This window comes from Streptomyces sp. NPDC031379 (assembly GCF_055569615.1).
On sequence record NZ_JBVIIT010000039.1, the window covers coordinates 1 to 16,678 of the forward strand.

A 16,678-nucleotide genomic window follows, 5' to 3' on the forward strand; every position below is an offset into this window, starting at 1 on the left:
CCACCGGTCCATGGGCACGTCGTCGACCGGAGCCGGAGCACCCCGGTCATGCCTCAGCAGCAGGTACGTGGCCATCGTGTCTCTCCTCGGTGCCGGCCCGACCCATGGTGGTCGCGTTCACCCCGGGGACGGAGCCGCTCCCCCGTTCTCGACATCACCGGCCGACTTTTCTGCCGAAGATCCCGCGCGGGCCGTGGAGCTGCTGGTGATGGTCATGTGGTCGTACTATCGGTGATCTCGTGGGGGAGGTGGTCATGGGCCGGCATCGCTCTGGCACGCCGACGCTGGAGGAGGTGGCCGCCCATGCCGGAGTGGGGCGGGGCACCGTCTCCCGGGTCATCAACAACGCGGCGGGCGTGAAGGAGTCGACCCGCCGTGCCGTGGAGCGGGCCATAGCGGAACTGGGCTACGTGCCCAATCTCGCCGCCCGGTCCCTCGCCGGGCGCCGGGCCGACGCCGTCGCCCTCGTCATGACGGAACCGGACTGGCGGCTGTTCGGGGAGCCCTTCTTCTCCGAGGTCGCCCGCTCGCTCGGCGACGCCCTGGCGGAGACCGGCATGCAGTTGCTGCTCACCCTGGCCCGCTCCGACACCGAGCGCCGGCGCTGCGTGGAGTACGCGCGCGGCGGCCGGGTCGACGGAGTGCTGCTGATGTCGGTGCACGCCGACGACCCGCTGCCCGACATGCTCGCCGAGGCCCGGTTGCCGACCGTCCTGCTCGGCCGCCGCTCGGCCGACGAGAACGTCAGCTACGTCGACGCGGACAACGTCGGCGGCGCCCGCAGCGCGGTCCGCCACCTGCTGGACAAGGGACGCACGGCCATCGCCACCATCACCGGGCCGCTGGACATGTACGTCGCCCAGAGCCGGCTGCGCGGCTACCGCGAGGCCCTGGCAGGGGCCGGCCTGTGCGAAGACGACGCCCTCGTCGTCGAGGGCGACTTCACCGAGGAGAGCGGGCGCCGCGCCATGGCCGAACTCCTCGCACGCCACCCGGAGATCGACGGCCTCCTCGCCGCGTCGGACACCACGGCCGCCGGTGCCCTGCAGGCACTGCGCGTGGCGGGACGGCGGGTGCCCGAGGACGTCGCCGTGATCGGTTTCGACGACTTCCCGCTCGCCCAGCGGACGGAGCCACGCCTGACCACGGTGCGTCAGCCGCTGGAGGAGATCGGCCGGACCATGGTCCGGCTGCTCCTGGAGGAGATGGAGGAGCCGGCTGTGGCCTGGCGTCACATCATCCTCCGCACCGAGCTGGTGGTGCGCGACTCGGCCTGACGGCCGTTCCGTACCGCCCTCAAGCCCCTTTTCGGGAGCGCCCCCACGTCCCCTTCGGGAGCGCTCCCAATCCGGCCGCCGGCGGGAGTGGGCCGGCCTCGGCCCTCGACCTCGGCTTTCGAAGCCGATTCGACGCACCCGTGTCCACAGTCTTGTCAGGGACATGAGCCATCCCTACAGTCCCTGCCGAACACGATGAATGGGAGCGCTCCCATCCATGTGCCTGTGGGAGCGCTCCCGCACCGCCCCCTTGTCCTTCTCGGAGAGGACCCGCATGCGACCGTCAAAGCACCATGCCCGTAGTGCGCGTGGCCTGTTCGGCGCACTGCTCACCTCACTCGCCGTGCCGGCCGTGCTCCTGACGACCGCCCCGGCGGCGCAGGCCGACACGTCGATCTGCGAACCGTTCGGGACGACGACGATCCAGGGCCGCTACGTCGTCCAGAACAACCGCTGGGGCACCAGCGAGCCCCAGTGCGTCACCGCCACCGACTCCGGCTTCCGGATCACCCAGGCCGACGGTGGCGTGCCGACGAACGGAGCCCCGAAGTCGTACCCGTCCGTCTACAACGGCTGCCACTACACCACCTGCTCGCCGGGTACCGCCCTCCCGGCCCGGCTCGGCACCATCGCCGGCGCGCCGACCGGCATCACGTACTCCTACGCCGGCGACGCGGTGTACGACGCCGCGTACGACATCTGGCTCGACCCCACACCCCGGACCGACGGTGTGAACCGCACCGAGATCATGGTCTGGTTCAACCGGGTGGGTTCGATCCAGCCGGTCGGCTCGCAGGTCGGCACCGCCACCGTGGCCGGACGCCAGTGGCAGGTGTGGTCCGGCAACAACGGCTCCAACGACGTGCTGTCCTTCGTCGCTCCCTCGGCCATCACCAGCTGGAACTTCGACGTCATGGACTTCGTCGCACAGGCCGTCTCCCGTGGACTGGCCCAGAGCGACTGGTACCTGACGAGCGTGCAGGCCGGTTTCGAGCCCTGGCAGAACGGCACGGGCCTCGCGGTGACGTCCTTCTTCTCCTCGGTCGACACCGGCGGCGGTGACCCGGGCGGACCGGGCGGCTCCACGGCGTGCAAGGTGACGTACGCGACGAACGTCTGGCAGGGCGGCTTCACCGCCGACGTCACCGTCACCAACACCGGTACCGCCCCGGTCGACGGCTGGAAGCTCGGCTTCACCCTGCCGGCCGGCCAGCAGATCACCGGCGCCTGGAACGCGGCCGTCGCTCCGTCCTCCGGAGCGGTCACGGCGAGCAGCCTGGCCCACAACGCGCGGATCGCGCCCGGCGGTCAGGTCTCCTTCGGCTTCCAGGGCGGCTACGGCGGCACCTTCGCCAGGCCCGGCGGTTTCACCCTGAACGGCACCGCCTGCACCACCGGATGACGCACCGGACGGACGACAGCGACACAGAAGAGGAAAGAGACGGAAAGGGAAGACACACATGCCACGACGCAGCACACTCATGACGGTGGTGGCGGCCTTGGCCACCTTGATGACAGCACTCGGCCTGACCCTCCTCGGGCAGGGCAGCGCACAGGCCCATGGGGTGGCGATGCTGCCCGGATCCCGCACCTACCTGTGCTACCTGGACGCCCGTACCGCGACCGGCGCACTGGACCCGACCAACCCCGCGTGCCGGGACGCGCTGGCCGAGAGCGGCGCGACCTCCCTGTACAACTGGTTCGCCGTCCTCGACTCGGGCGCCGGTGGACGGGGCGCCGGCTACGTCCCCGACGGCACCCTGTGCAGCGCCGGAGACCGGTCGCCGTACGACTTCTCCGGCTACAACGCGGCCCGTTCGGACTGGCCGCGGACCCACCTGACCAGCGGTGCGACGATCCAGGCGCAGTACAGCAACTGGGCCGCGCACCCGGGGGAGTTCCGGGTCTATCTCACCAAGCCCGGCTGGTCTCCCACCTCGGCACTGGGCTGGGACGATCTCGACCTGATCCAGACGGTCACCAACCCGCCGCAACAGGGCTCGCCCGGCGCCGAGGGCGGCCACTACTACTGGGACCTGACGTTCCCCTCCGGCCGTTCCGGTGACGCCGTGGTCTTCATCCAGTGGGTGCGCTCGGACAGTCAGGAGAACTTCTTCTCCTGCTCCGACGTGGTCTTCGACGGTGGACACGGCGAGGTGACCGGCATCCGCGGCTCCGCCGGCACGCCGACGCCCACGCCGACGCCCACGCCGACCCCCACACCGACCGATCCGCACACCGGCTCCTGCATGGCCACGTACACCGTGGTGAACCACTGGAACGGCGGCTTCCAGGCCTCCGTCGAGGTCATGAACCACAGCACGGCACCGCTCAACGGCTGGGCCGTGGCCTGGAAGCCGGGGGCGGGCACCAGGATCAGCAGTGCCTGGAACGGTTCGCTGTCCACCGCCGCCGACGGCACGGTCACCGTCCGCAACGTGGACTACAACCGCACCATAGCCGCCGACGGCAGCGTCACCTTCGGCTTCACCGCCACCTCGACCGGCAACGACCTCCCGGCCGGCTCGATCGGCTGCGTCACGCCGTAGCCCCGCACCCGTCCCGCCCCCGCACCAGCTCGCCGCCGGACCGTCCCCCGAGGCGCCGGCGGCGAGCCCCTTCCCAGGCAAACGGCCACTCCCCGACGCGAGTTGAGCGGACCGGAGTCCTCGATCGACCGCGTCACGCCCATTGACTCCGCGACAGGGCATTGGTTGAGTGGCTCATCCACTGAGCCACTTGAAGGGGGCCGCATGGAGGCACTGCCTCGCGAAACCATCGTCGACGTCCTGGAGAGCCGTCTGCGTGAGGACATCCTCACCGGACGCCACCCGGCGGGCAGTTACCTGCCACCCGAACGCACACTCGCCGACGGCTACGGCGTCACCCGCACCACCCTCAAGCACGCTTTCGGACGTCTCATGCAGGCCGGCCTGCTGGAGACCCGCCACGGCGTCGGCACCCGCGTACGGGACTACCTGCGCCTGGGCGGCGCCGACCTGCTGCCCATGCTCGTACGGCACAGCCCCGACTGGATCGGTGAGGTCTTCGAAGTGCGGCGCGGCATCGGCGCGTTGATCGCCGAGCGCGCGGCGGCCCGAGCCACCGGACGGCAACGCGCCGAACTGCGCGCCCTGGTCACGGCCGTGGGGGATGCGACGGACGCCGACGCCGTGCAGCTCGCGGACATCGAGGTGCACCGGGCCCTGGCCCGCGCCACCGGCAACCGTGTCTACGTCCTGCTGACGAACACCCTCTTCAACGCCTACCTGCCCGTGCGCGCCGCGCTCAGGGGACCGTTCACGGATGCCCAGGTGGCCCGGGGCCGCCTGGAGCCGGTGATCGACGCGGTGGAGGCCGGTGACGAGGCCGGCGCCCGGCGGGCGGCCGAGACATATCTGACCGCGACCGAACGGATCATGCTGGAGGGCCTCGCATGAGCGCGACGACGCCCCCGACCCCGGCCCCGGACAGCGGCTCGCCCGCCCGCGGCACCGTCTTCAGGGAGACGATGCTCGGCACCCTGCGGCTCGACGACGAACACCGCACCCGCCGCGTCCGCCTCGATCTCACGGTCTCGACGGACCGCGTCCTGCGGCTGCTCGGCACGACCGAGGCCCGGACCACCGGCCGGGTCCGGATCACCGGATGGTCCGACGACCCGTCCGCCGAAGGCGAGTTGGAGATATCACCGCTCGCCCGACGCCGTATCCGCTACCGCATCACCTTCACCGCCGACGGCCGCCGGCTCACCCTCGACGGCTGGAAGTCCGTCACCCCACGCCGGCCCGTCGCCTCGATGACCGTACTGCCGTACACCCTCTACGAGGACGGCGCACGGATCGGAACCGGCACCCTTCGTTTTCCGCTCGGCACGCACCTCCTGCCGTTCCTCGCCAGTTTCCGCTTCCCACGGCGTGCGCAAATCGCCGCCTTCCTCACGCCGCGCTGGCGTGGCGAGTCGGGACGAACCGAGGTCTGGTACACCACCGTCACCGACCCGGACACCGGCAGCGGGCTGTGGCTGCACCATGAACTGACCGCACCGGCGGACGGATCCCAGCCGTACGCGCACGGCTGGGCGGCGGTGTTCCCCCATGACGGCCCCGTCCGGCACGCCCGTTTCGGCCCCGCCCCGTGGACGCCCCAGCAGGGCTTCGGCGCCGACGGGGTCACGGTTCGCCCCGGACGCCTGTCCGGATCGGCGGCGGACGGTGCCCTGCACTGGGATCTCGCCGAACGACCCGTCGACGGACCGCTGTTCACCTTCCCGCGCTGGGCCTGGCGCCGTTCCGTGCTGCCGGCCGCCCAGATGCTTCCCGCCGCGCGCGCCCTCTACGACGGCACCTTCACCCATGACGGCAGGACCCTCGCGTTCACCGGCGCCCCGGGCGCGTCGGCCCGCATCTACGGACACGGCAACGCCCGCCGCTGGTCCTGGCTGCACGCCGACCTCGGCGGCGGAGACGTCCTCGAGATCGTCGCCGCCGTCTCCACCCGCCCGGGTCTGCGCGGCCTGCCCCCCTCGGTCTTCCTCCGGTTGCGCCGGAGCGGCCGGAACTGGCCGCGCCGTCCCGAGCGCCCGGCCGTCGGCTGGGCCGGAGCGGGGCGCTTCCGCGCCGATATCGCCCTGCCCACCTGGACGGTCACCGGCCGCAGCGGCCTGCGCCGGATCCGGGTCGAGGTCACCCAGCCCGCCGACCGCACCCTCGCCCTCGACTACACCGACCCCGACGGCCGGCACGCGACCTGCCGCAACAGCGAACGCGCCGACGCACACGTCCTGTTGGAGCGGTGGTGGTCCGGCGGCTGGCGCACGGAGGCGGAGTGGACGCTCGACGGCACGGCCCACGCGGAGGTGGGCACCCGATGAGCCTCACCGGCCTGGTGGCCGCCCTCATCGCCGACGACGGCAGCACCGACTGGCCCCGCCACGTCCCCGCCCGGCTCGAGAAGGTCCTGTCCACGATGCCGCTCGCCGCCCGGGCAGGCATCCGGGCGACGGCGCACGCGGTGGACGCCTACGCCGTGGTCCGTACGGGACGCACCCTGGCGGCTCTCGCCCCGCACGAACGGCAGTCCGTCCTGGCCGAACTGGCCGTACGCCCCGCACTCGCCCCGCTCCTGGACCTGCTCAAGGTGCCGGTGCTGCTGTCGGCCGGAACGGAACGGATGCTGCGCCACGGCCCCGCACCACGCGGCCTGCCGCGCCAGGACCCTCCGCTCGACCTGACACCCGCGCACGCCTGGCCCGCTCGGAGCACCGCCGACGCCGTGGTCATCGGCTCCGGTGCGGGCGGAGCGATGGCCGCCAAGACCCTCGCCCGTGCCGGGCTCGACGTCGTCGTCCTCGAAGAAGGACAGCATCACACCACTGAGTCCTTCGGCCGGCGTCCGCCCCTCGACCGATTCACCGACCTCTACCGGGACGGCGGAGCGAGCGTCGCCGTGGGCCGTCCACCGCTGCTCCTGCCGGTGGGCCGAGCCGTCGGCGGCACCACGGTGGTCAACTCCGGCACCTGCTACCGCACTCCGGACCGGGTGATCGACCGGTGGAGCAACCACTTCGGACTCACCGTCGCCGACGGCTTCGACCGCCACCTGGACGAGGTCGAACGGGTCCTGCGGGTGGCCACCCAACCCCTCGACGTCCTCGGTGCCAACGGCCGCATCGCCCTCACCGGAGCCCGCCGGCTCGGCTGGCAGGCCGCACCCCTGCGCCGCAACGCGCCCGGCTGCCAGGGCTCCTGCCAGTGCGTGGTGGGCTGCCCGACGGGCGCCAAACAGAGCGTGCAGCTCTCCGTCCTGCCCGACGCCTGCTCCGCCGGCGCCCGCATCGTCACCGAGGCCCGGGTCGAGCGCATCCTCGTCGACACGGACCGCCCCGGCGGACCACGCGCCGCGGGGGTGCGCGTACGACGGGGGGAGGACGGCTGGTTCGAGATCCTCGCGCCCCTGGTCGTCGTCGCGGCCGGCGCACTGCAGTCCCCGCCGCTCCTGCGCCGCTCCGGCCTCGGCCGGCACCCCCGACTCGGCCGCAACCTCAGCGTCCACCCGGCCACGAGCGTCGCCGGACGCTTCGCCGAACCGGTCACCGCCTGGGAGGGCGTGCTGCAGAGCGTCGGGGTGGAGCGACACCACGATGCGGGGATCCTCATCGAGGCCACCGCCACCCCGCCCGGCATGGGCTCCTTCGTCCTCCCCGGACTCGGCGCCGAACTGCGCCGCGAACTGGAGCACGCCGACCGGCTCGCCACACTCGGGGCGATGATCGCCGACCGCCCCTCGGGCCGGGTGCTGGGCCGCGACCGCACGCTGCTGCACTACCGGTTGCATCCCCGGGACGCGGGCCGTCTGATGCGGGCGGTGCGTGCCATGGGCCGGCTTCTGTTCGCCGCCGGTGCCGAGGAGGTGCTCACCGGCATTCCCCGCACGCCCCGCGTCCGCAGCCTCACGGAACTGGACGCCGTCCTCGCACGCACCAGCGCCCGACAGCTCCACCTGTCGGCCTACCACCCCACCGGGACGGTCGCCGCGGGCGCAAGCCCCCAGCGTTTCCCGACCGACCCGCTCGGACGTCTGCGCGGTGTGCACGGAGTACTGCTCACGGACGCCTCGGTGCTCCCCAGCTGCCCGCGGGTGAACCCTCAGCTGACCATCATGGCGGCGTCCCTGGCGATCACGGAGGCGCACCTTCGGGCATGAGGGGCCCGGGACACCACGGCGGGGTGTCGGCGCGTTGCCCCGACCGAGCGGTCGGGCGGCTCTTCAGAAGGCGTACCGGATGCGCAGCCAGGGCGCGTGGGCGGCGACGAGTCCACGCAGGGTCTGCACCGCCTCTCCCTTCACGTGGTTGGCGTAGCGGACGTTCAGCGCCCCGTTCTCCGAGCGTTTTCCCTGCTGAAGACCGGGCTGCCACAGCACCTCCTCGGCGCGGGGGTGCCAGCCGAGGTTGACCTCGTGCAGTTCCCGGTTGTGGGTGAGCATGATCACCTCGGCGGCCGCCTGCTGTCTGACCCGGCCCGGCAGGACGTCGTCGAGATGCCGGAGCAGATCCGTCCAGGCCTCCTGCCAGCCGGGGCGCAGGACCACGGGGGAGAGGTTGAAGTGGACCTCGTAGCCCGCGTCCAGGAAGTCCGCCGCGGCGGCGATCCGGTCGCCGACCGGCGAGGTCCGCAGGTCCAGCAGCCGCGAGTCCGCCTCGGGCATGACCGAGAAGCGGATGCGTGTCCGGCCCCGCGGGTCCAGTGCCAGCAGGTCGGGGTTGACGAACTTGGTGGCGAACGACGCCTTCGCCGTGGGCCAGTGGCGGAAGGAGCGCACGAGATCCGCGGTGTTGTCGCAGACCAGCGCGTCCACCGAACAGTCGCCGTTCTCCCCGATGTCGTAGACCCAGGCTGTCTCGTCGCACTGGGTGGGTTCTCGTTTGGGACCCTGGCGGGCGATGTGCCGTGCCAGGTGGGCGATGATGGCGTCCACGTTGGTGAAGACGGTGATGGGGTTGGCGTACCCCTTGCGGCGCGGCACGTAGCAGTAGGCACAGGCCATCGCGCATCCGTTGGAGGGGCCGGGGGCGATCCAGTCGGCGGACCGTCCGTTGGGCCGTGTGGCCAGCGTCTTCCTCTCGCCCAGGACCAGCGTCTCTCCCTTCACCCGCACCCAGCGCTCGATGTTCCCCTCATTGCCGTGCAGTCCCGGGATGCGCCAGTGGGAGTCCACCTCGATCACCTGCGCGGCCGGGAAACGGGCGAGGATCTGACGGCCGCGCGGAGAGGCGGCGGCGGCCGGTTCGGCGTAGATGGCCCGCACGGGCAGCAGGCGGCGGGCCACGGGGGAGTCACGGAAGAGGGCACGGCCCTTCGTCCCGCACTCCGGAGCCGCTCCGCCACGCTCGGCCGCGCCGCCCTCTGGCGGCGTCGCGGCGGCCTCCAGCGCGTCGAGACCGAACAGGGCGTCGGTGTCGTCGCCCGGCCCGGCGGAGGGGTGTCCCATGGGTGCTCCGCTCGGGTGTCGGGGACAGGTTCCTCTCTCCACTGTAGGCACGCGCGTGACGTGCGCGGGTTCGGCCCGTGGCGGACCCGCTCCCGGTGTGAGGCGGCCGTCACCGGCCTGGACCCGCGGCCGCCGGGTAGCCGGAACAGCACAGAGTCCCGGCATTCGGCCAGGGACAGCCCCAGGGGAAGGGAGTGCCGTGTCCGGAGTACTGGAGCGGATCAAGCAGTTCGCGAGGAGCCCGCAGGGACGCCGCACGATCGACCAGGTCCGCCGCACAGCGTCCGACCCGCGCCGCCGTGCTCAGGCTCAGCGACTCCTCGCGAGGTGGCGCACCCGCCGGTGACGCCTGGCCCCGGCCGCGCATCGCAGCGGGCGGGTTCCGGCGCGGCGTCGTGGCGGAGACATGTGGCGGGTGAACGACGTGCCTCGCGCGCGGGCGACGGACGTGCTCGGCGGCATCACCGGTACGACTGGCTCCCCGCCGGGGCACTCACTCCGCCGGCGCTGTGCGCGCCGGCCCTCGCGTCGACCTCGCTGCGGCGCCGCCGCGGTTTCGCGGCAGCCGTCCCCGTGGCCGTGCCCCTCCTGCCGGTGGCGACCCGGCTCTCCGGCTGTCCGGCTGCGCGATCGAACCGAGCACCGGCGCGAACCGCCCCGCGCCGCCGCCCCGGCCGAAGGCGGCAGCCGCCGGTGGCACCGTACGGACCTCCTCGTGCGCGGTCGTCCGCCACGACCACGGCCGGACCGGGGACGTCTTCACGGAGGACGCCGTGAGGTCCGGCGCCGCGCAGCCTCCGTCTTTCGGTCCGTCCGCGAACTCGGCGTCAGGACACGGGCGTTCGTCCCCGGCCGGACGACCGTGCGCGCACGTTCGTCTCGAACCAAAACCGGTAGCGGGCTCGGTCCGTCCCGGACGACCATGGGGCGCATGAATGACCAACCCGCACGATGGAGCCGGGCGTCGATCTATCCCGACATGTGGGCCGACCCGGACGACGACCCTCGCGACAGTGAGGGAACCAGTCCGGACGGCGAGCCCGCAACGCTGCTGGACTTCCTGACGAACTACCGGCTGACCCTGCGGATGAAGTGCGAGGGGCTGGATGCGGAGCAACTGGCCCGCCGGTCGGTTCCGCCGTCGACGATGTCGCTGCTCGGCCTGGTCCGGCACCTCGCCGAGGTGGAACGGGACTGGCGCAACTGGATCACCGACGGCGATCCGCTGCCGAAGCTGTACGGCGAGCCTGACGGTGACTTCCACGGGGCCGTCGGCGAGCAGGCCGAGGTCGACGCCGCGTACTGCGATCTGGAGCGCGAGCAGGCCGCGACCGACGCCGCGCTGGCCGGGCACCCGGATCTGGGCGAGCGTCTCGGGAAGGACGGCATCGCGGTCCGCGAGCTGCTGGTGCACAGGATCGAGGAGTACGCCCGTCACTGCGGGCACGCCGACCTGTTGCGCGAGTGCATCGACGGAAGGGTGGGTCAGTGACGGGGGCCGGGCTCACATCCGCCGCCGGAGGGGCGGCAGGACCGCGCTGAACGACGATCCGGCGCGGATGCCTCACTCAACCCACGGTGATTCCCACGAACTTGAGGAACGAGCCGGGCCCACGCGCCCCGAGCGCGTGGGTCAGCCGGCACCCAGCGTGGTGAGCAGACGGGCGCACCGGGCTGTCATCTCGGCCGCGCTCTGGTCCGGGTGGTCGGACCACCAGCGCATCACGGCGGTCACGGCGTACTGCCAGACCTGATCGAGGAGTTGGTGGTCGAGGGGATCGCCGTGTCCGGCACGGGTGAGGAGCCCGACGGCGCCCGCGGCGCCCATGGCGGCGAGCCGTCCGCGGTAGAGGTGCACGGCGTCGCGCATCTCACCGGCCGGCGGTGGAGCCGGGTCGTACAGGACGGACCAGGCATGCCGGCAGTGCTCGACCGCGGTGAAGAGCGCGGAGAGGGTGTCCAGCGCGTGACCGGTCGAGCCGCTGCGCGACCCGGCGGCGGCCACGGCATCGACCAGGAGGCCGCCGACCCGGTGGACACAGGCCAGGTACAGGCCGTCCTTGGACTCGAAGTAGCTGTAGATCAGCGGCTTGGAGATGCCCGCGCGCCGCGCGACGGCGGCGACCGACACGCCCGTGTAGCCGTGTCGGCCGAACTCCTCCACGGCCACGTCGATGATCTGCCGCTCCCGGTCCGCGCGGGAGACGCCTTTGGTGCCGGCCTTGCCCATGGAGCCACTCTAGCCCACGATGTGACCGCGAAGTAATTTACCCGAGGGTCAATTCAGGAGGGTGGAGAGTCATGACGCGGTCGTGGTGGGGATGGGGGAACGTCGAGGACGCGGTGCGCGGTGCCGAACTCCGGGCGCTGCTGGACCGCGTGCGGGTGCTGATGCCGGGCGACCTGACCGATCACGAGCCGCCGGACATCGCCGCGCTCGGACTGCCGGAGCCCCGGGTGGCCGCCCCGGCCCCGCTCGCCGGCGTCTGCTCGGCGGACCCGGCCGACCGGGCCGCGCACGCGCACGGCAAGGCGTTCCGCGACGTGGTGCGCAACCTGCACGGGGAGCTGCGCCATGTGCCGGATCTCGTCGCGCGGCCCCGCGACGAGCGCGAGGTGACCGACCTCCTCGACTGGTGCACCCGCGAGGGCATCGCCGTGGTCCCGTTCGGCGGCGGCAGCTCGGTCGTCGGCGGGGTCGAGCCCCGGTGCGACGACCACCCCGCCGTGGTCACCGTCGACCTGGGGCGACTGAACCGCGTGCTGGAGGTCGACCGGACGAGCCGGGCCGCGCGGGTGCAGGCCGGTGTGTTCGGCCCGCATCTGGAGAACCAGCTCAAGCCCCACGGACTGACGCTGCGGCACTTCCCGCAGTCGTTCGAGTTCTCCACGCTGGGCGGCTGGCTCGCCACGCGCGCCGGTGGCCACTACGCGACGCTGTACACGCACATCGACGACCTGGTCGAGTCCCTGCGGGTGGTCACGCCGAGCGGTGTCAGCGCGTCCCGGCGGCTGCCGGGCTCCGGCGCGGGACCGTCACCGGACCGGCTGTTCCTCGGCAGCGAGGGCACGCTGGGCGTCATCACCGAGGCGTGGATGCGGCTGCAGGAGCGCCCCCGTTGGCGCGCCGGGGCGTCGGTGCGGTTCCGGGACTACGCGGCCGCGGTGGCGGCCACCCGGGCGATCGCGCAGAGCGGGCTGAACCCGGCGAACTGCCGCCTCCTGGACGCCACCGAGTCCCTGCTCAACGCGGGCGTGAGCGTCGGCGGCGGTGTCCTCGTCCTCGCCTTCGAGTCGGCGGACCATCCGGTGCGCGCCGGCCTGGAGCGGGCCGTGGAACTCTGCCGCGACCACGGTGGGGAGCCGTCCGGCGACACCCTCGAGGGATCCACCGGGAACTCGGGCGGAGGGTCCGGCGGGGACGCCGCCGACGCATCCGCCGCGCAGACCTGGCGCTCCTCGTTCCTTCGCATGCCCTACCAGCGCGACGCGTTGGCCCGTCACGCGGTGATCGCCGAGACGTTCGAGACGGCATGCACCTGGGACAGGTTCGACGCACTCCATCAGGGAGTCATGGAAGCGGCCCGGCAGGCCATCCGGGAGGTCACCGGGACAGGGGTGGTCACCTGCCGGTTCACCCACGTCTACCCGGACGGGCCGGCGCCGTACTTCGGCGTGTACGCCCCCGGCCGCTGGGGCAGCACCGTGGCCCAGTGGGACCACATCAAGGCCGCGGTGTCCGAGGCGATCGAGGCGCACGGCGGTACGATCACCCACCATCACGCGGTCGGGCGCGATCACCGCCCCTGGTACGACCGTCAGCGCCCCGGCCCCTTCGCCGCCGCGCTGACCGCCGCCAAGACCGCCCTGGACCCGGCCGGCGTCCTCAATCCCGGAGTGCTCCTCCCCTCGAAGTGACATCGAGGTCCATGACGACCGCCTCGGCGCCCAGCCGTGCCAGTGGCGCCGGCTTGCCCGGAGTCGTCGTCGTGGCCGTCACCCGGTGGCCCCGGGCCGCCGGCATCGGCACCCGCCGCCGGCCGAGGGCCCCGCTCCCGCCTTGTGCGACGGCCCGAGCTTCAGAGCAGCAGGGGGAGGCTCACGAGTGCGGCGCCGCTCGCGCCGAGAGCGGCCAGCAGTGATCCGGGCCAGTTCCCCGACTGGGCGTACGTCAGCAGTCCGGCCAGCAGTCCCGCCACGACCGCGGCCAAGAGGATGAGCGCCCAGCGCAGCGACAGCCGCTCCGGCGGAGGCGTGGGCGAGGTCGGTTCGGGCATACGGCCCTCCTGCAGCTCGAATGAGTGACCACGGTACGCAGGTGAGCCGCATCAGAGAAGGAGTCTGATGCACCATCTATTGCCCACGTCCCGGCGCGAATGAGGCACGCGGTGGCAGTCGGTGCCGGGAATGCGCCCCCGAATGCGCCCAAACGGCCGTCAACGCTCCCGCCGTTGGCATCGGATGGCTGACCAGATGGACGTTGAGGTCTAGCATCACTGCCATGACTGGTCCCAAGGACGACCTGACCGAAGGTTCCGAGGACGCGTCACGGGGTTCCACCGCGCAGGTGGTGGAACACCTGGGCTGTCAGATCGTGGCGGGCGGCAAGCCCCGTGATCAGCACCTGACGGTGGACGCCGTCGTCCAGGAGTTCGGGATCACCCGGCCCATGGCCCGCGAGGCCCTGCAGACGCTCCACCAGAAAGGCCTGATCAATCTGCAGCCGCGGATCGGGGCCACCGTTCAGGCGCTGGAACGCTGGGACCTGCTGGACCCCGACGTGATCGCGTGGCGTCTGGAGGTGGCACCCGACAGCCAGATGCGCTCGCTCACCGAACTGCGGGAGGTGATCGAGCCCCGTGCGGCCAGGCTGGCCGCACTGAGCAGGTCGGCGGAGATCTGCCACGATCTGACCAGCCACGCCCGCACCCTGCTCACCCTCAGCGAGGACCCGGACTTCGCGAAGCCGAGGGAGGGCGCGGCGATCCGGCAGCGCTTCCGGGACGTCGACGCGGCCTTCCACCGCACCCTCCTCGCCGGCTCGCGCAACGAGCTGTTCCTGCGTCTGTCCCATCCGGTCGTCATGGCGTTGAACCACCGGATCGACCGGGACTGGGCGGGAAGCGATCAGAGGGCGAGGGCCGTCTCGGCACGGGCTGCCGTCGGCGCGGACACCGTGCAGAGCTATCCCGCGCGGCCGCAACCGATCGCCATGTGGCTGCACATGGGGCTGGCCTACGCCGTCGACCAGGGACTGGCCACGGCCGCGGAGGCCTTCGCGGAGGCGATCCTCGCCGAGATCCGGAGCGGACGACTGCAGGACCCCGTCGTACGCGACCGTCTGCGGGCGGGGCTGGAACAGTTCAACGCCGACAGTCTGCCGACCGTTCATCGGGCCGGCTTTCAGGATGCCATGGCCGCCCTGATCCACGCCCAGCGCGTTCCCGTCGTCGTCATGGGGGTCACCGGATGCGGCAAGAGCACCGTGGGCCGGTATCTGGCGGAGTCGCTGAGGGCGCCCTTCGAGGAAGGGGACGACTTCCATCCGCCGCGCAACGTGGAGGACTTGGAGAACGGCGTCCGTCTCGACGACCGCACCCGCAGCCCGTGGCTGGCCGCCATCGCGGGCCGCATGCGCGCGGCGGAGCCGGAGGAGGGGCTGGTGATCACCTGCTCGGCGCTCCGGCGTATCTACCGCGAGATGCTGCGGGTGGCCCGCCCCGACGCGTTCTTCGTGCACCTGGCACTCGGCCAGGACGAGGCCACCGCCCGCGTCGGGAGCCGGAGGTCGCACTTCATGCCCGTCTCCCTGGTGGCCTCGCAGTTCGAGGACCTGGAACCACTGGAGGACGACGAAGCCGGGATGACCGTCGACGCGACCCTGCCGGTCGAACGCATCGTCGCCGAGGTCCAGACCGAGCTGGTCCGGCGTCTCCGCGGTCGCTGAAGGCAGCCCGGACGCGCACGGACGAAAGCACCGACCGAGAAGAGAACGACCGAGAAGAGACCGACCGAACAGAGGGGGACCCCACCATGCGGATCGATTCCGCCGAGGTGATCGTCACCAGTCCGGGACGCAACTTCGTCACCCTGCGCATCACCACCGAGGACGGCGTCACCGGTCTCGGCGACGCCACCCTCAACGGCCGTGAACTGGCCGTGCAGTCCTACCTGGACAGCCATGTCGTGCCCCTGCTCCTGGGGAGCGACGCCTCCTGCATCGAAGACACCTGGCAGTACCTCTACCGGGGTGCCTACTGGCGGCGCGGTCCCGTGACCATGGCGGCCGTCGCGGCCGTCGACACAGCGCTGTGGGACATCAAGGCGAAGACCGCCGGCATGCCTCTCTACCAGCTGCTCGGCGGCGCGTCCCGCACCGGAGCCCTGGCCTATGGGCACGCCTCCGGCCGCGATGTGCCCGAACTGCTCGACTCCGTACGCGCCCACCTGGAACTGGGATACCGCGCCATCCGCATCCAGACCGGGATACCCGGCCTGGACTCGGTGTACGGCGTGGCCTCCTCCAGCGCGGGCGGTGGAGAACGGTACGACTACGAACCCGCGCGCCGCGCCGCGGTCGGCGGGCGGCCCCTGCCGGCGGTGGAGACCTGGGACACCCGCGCATACCTGCGGCACCTTCCCACCGTCTTCGAGGCCGTCCGGGCGGAGTTCGGCCCCGAGCTGCCGTTGCTGCACGACGGACACCACCGGATGACGCCGATCCAGGCCGCGCACCTGGGCAAGGCACTGGAACCGTACGACCTGTTCTGGCTGGAGGACGCCACACCCGCGGAGGACCAGGCGGCCCTGCGCCTGATCAGGCAGCACACGACGACACCGCTGGCGATCGGCGAGGTCTTCAACTCCGTGTACGACTACACCACGTTGCTGAGCGAGCGGCTGATCGACTACGTGCGCTCCGCCGTCACCCACACAGGTGGCGTCACCGCGATGAAGAAGCTGCTCGACCTCGCGGGCATCTACGGCGTCAGGTCCGGCATGCACGGACCGACCGACATCTCCCCGGTGGGCATGGCTGCCGCGCTCCATCTGGACCTGGCCATCCACAACTTCGGCATCCAGGAGTACATGCGCCATTCCGAGCGGACACTGGAGGTCTTCCGTACCTCCTACCGGTTCGAGGACGGACTGCTGCATCCGTCCGACACCCCGGGTCTGGGCGTCGACCTGGACATCGAGGCGGCGCGTCGATTCCCGTACGAGCCGGCGTACCTGCCGGTCAACAGGCTGCGGGACGGCACCGTCCACGACTGGTGAACCGCCGCGGGGGGGGGGGGGGGGGGGGGGCCCCCCGCCCCGGGCCGCCGCCCAAACACCCGACGGAAACAACCCCAGGCTATTCGGCCGGCTGGGTACGAGAGGTGCGTCCCCTTCGGAGAGGGTCGCCG

14 protein-coding genes are annotated in these 16,678 nt (G+C 72.1%); 11 read left to right on the forward strand and 3 right to left on the reverse strand.

Features of this window, described 5'->3' with window-relative positions; translation table 11 throughout:
- Window positions 1-254 precede the first annotated feature (254 nt).
- From ACZ5CW_RS38220 to ACZ5CW_RS38245, 6 genes are all read left to right on the forward strand, one after another.
- The gene (locus ACZ5CW_RS38220) at window positions 255-1,277 is read left to right on the forward strand and encodes a LacI family DNA-binding transcriptional regulator (protein WP_468609891.1); all 1,023 of its coding nucleotides are present in this window, start codon (window positions 255-257) and stop codon (window positions 1,275-1,277) included.
- A 274-nt stretch (window positions 1,278-1,551) separates the two neighbouring features.
- Entirely contained in the window at window positions 1,552-2,679 is a 1,128-nt protein-coding gene (locus ACZ5CW_RS38225; RefSeq protein ID WP_468609893.1) for a glycoside hydrolase family 12 protein, read from the forward strand.
- Between the two features lie 58 nt (window positions 2,680-2,737).
- Window positions 2,738-3,826 carry a lytic polysaccharide monooxygenase gene (locus ACZ5CW_RS38230; RefSeq protein WP_468609895.1) on the forward strand — a complete coding sequence of 363 codons (1,089 nt, stop codon included), beginning with the start codon at window positions 2,738-2,740 and terminating at the stop codon, window positions 3,824-3,826.
- 204 nt (window positions 3,827-4,030) lie between these two features.
- Window positions 4,031-4,717, forward strand: a complete 687-nt coding sequence (locus ACZ5CW_RS38235; RefSeq protein WP_468609897.1) for a FadR/GntR family transcriptional regulator — start codon at window positions 4,031-4,033, stop codon at window positions 4,715-4,717.
- Complete coding sequence (locus ACZ5CW_RS38240; protein WP_468609899.1) at window positions 4,714-6,150, forward strand: hypothetical protein; 1,437 nt, start codon at window positions 4,714-4,716, stop codon at window positions 6,148-6,150. The genes ACZ5CW_RS38235 and ACZ5CW_RS38240 overlap by 4 nt, the downstream gene beginning before the upstream one ends.
- The gene (locus ACZ5CW_RS38245) at window positions 6,147-7,982 is read left to right on the forward strand and encodes a GMC family oxidoreductase (RefSeq protein ID WP_468609901.1); all 1,836 of its coding nucleotides are present in this window, start codon (window positions 6,147-6,149) and stop codon (window positions 7,980-7,982) included. The genes ACZ5CW_RS38240 and ACZ5CW_RS38245 overlap by 4 nt, the downstream gene beginning before the upstream one ends.
- Before the next feature lie 63 nt (window positions 7,983-8,045).
- Here the strand turns inward: ACZ5CW_RS38245 and ACZ5CW_RS38250 are convergent, their stop codons facing one another.
- A complete protein-coding gene (locus ACZ5CW_RS38250) occupies window positions 8,046-9,269 on the reverse strand; it encodes a spore photoproduct lyase family protein (RefSeq protein ID WP_468609903.1) in 1,224 nt (407 codons plus the stop codon).
- 199 nt (window positions 9,270-9,468) lie between these two features.
- Here ACZ5CW_RS38250 and ACZ5CW_RS38255 point away from each other — a divergent pair, with 199 nt between their 5' ends.
- Both ACZ5CW_RS38255 and ACZ5CW_RS38260 read left to right on the forward strand, forming a co-directional pair.
- Entirely contained in the window at window positions 9,469-9,615 is a 147-nt protein-coding gene (locus ACZ5CW_RS38255) for a hypothetical protein (RefSeq protein ID WP_393747939.1), read from the forward strand.
- Between the two features lie 576 nt (window positions 9,616-10,191).
- Complete coding sequence (locus ACZ5CW_RS38260; protein WP_468609905.1) at window positions 10,192-10,761, forward strand: DinB family protein; 570 nt, start codon at window positions 10,192-10,194, stop codon at window positions 10,759-10,761.
- A 141-nt stretch (window positions 10,762-10,902) separates the two neighbouring features.
- Here the strand turns inward: ACZ5CW_RS38260 and ACZ5CW_RS38265 are convergent, their stop codons facing one another.
- On the reverse strand, window positions 10,903-11,499 hold the full coding sequence (locus tag ACZ5CW_RS38265) for a TetR/AcrR family transcriptional regulator (protein WP_468609907.1): 597 nt from the start codon (window positions 11,497-11,499) through the stop codon (window positions 10,903-10,905).
- Window positions 11,500-11,570: 71 nt separating this feature from the next.
- Between ACZ5CW_RS38265 and ACZ5CW_RS38270 the strand changes: the two genes are divergently transcribed.
- Window positions 11,571-13,187, forward strand: coding sequence for an FAD-binding oxidoreductase (locus ACZ5CW_RS38270; RefSeq protein ID WP_468609909.1), 1,617 nt, complete (start codon window positions 11,571-11,573; stop codon window positions 13,185-13,187).
- A 161-nt stretch (window positions 13,188-13,348) separates the two neighbouring features.
- On the opposite strand, the gene ACZ5CW_RS38275 is transcribed toward ACZ5CW_RS38270, so the two are convergent.
- Window positions 13,349-13,546: a hypothetical protein gene (locus ACZ5CW_RS38275; RefSeq protein ID WP_468609911.1), complete on the reverse strand. Its 198-nt coding sequence runs from the start codon at window positions 13,544-13,546 to the stop codon at window positions 13,349-13,351.
- A gap of 224 nt (window positions 13,547-13,770) precedes the next feature.
- Between ACZ5CW_RS38275 and ACZ5CW_RS38280 the strand changes: the two genes are divergently transcribed.
- Both ACZ5CW_RS38280 and manD read left to right on the forward strand, forming a co-directional pair.
- Entirely contained in the window at window positions 13,771-15,216 is a 1,446-nt protein-coding gene (locus ACZ5CW_RS38280) for a gluconokinase, GntK/IdnK-type (protein WP_468609913.1), read from the forward strand.
- An 86-nt stretch (window positions 15,217-15,302) separates the two neighbouring features.
- Window positions 15,303-16,547, forward strand: a complete 1,245-nt coding sequence (manD, locus tag ACZ5CW_RS38285) for a D-mannonate dehydratase ManD (RefSeq protein WP_468609915.1) — start codon at window positions 15,303-15,305, stop codon at window positions 16,545-16,547.
- Window positions 16,548-16,678 lie beyond the last annotated feature (131 nt).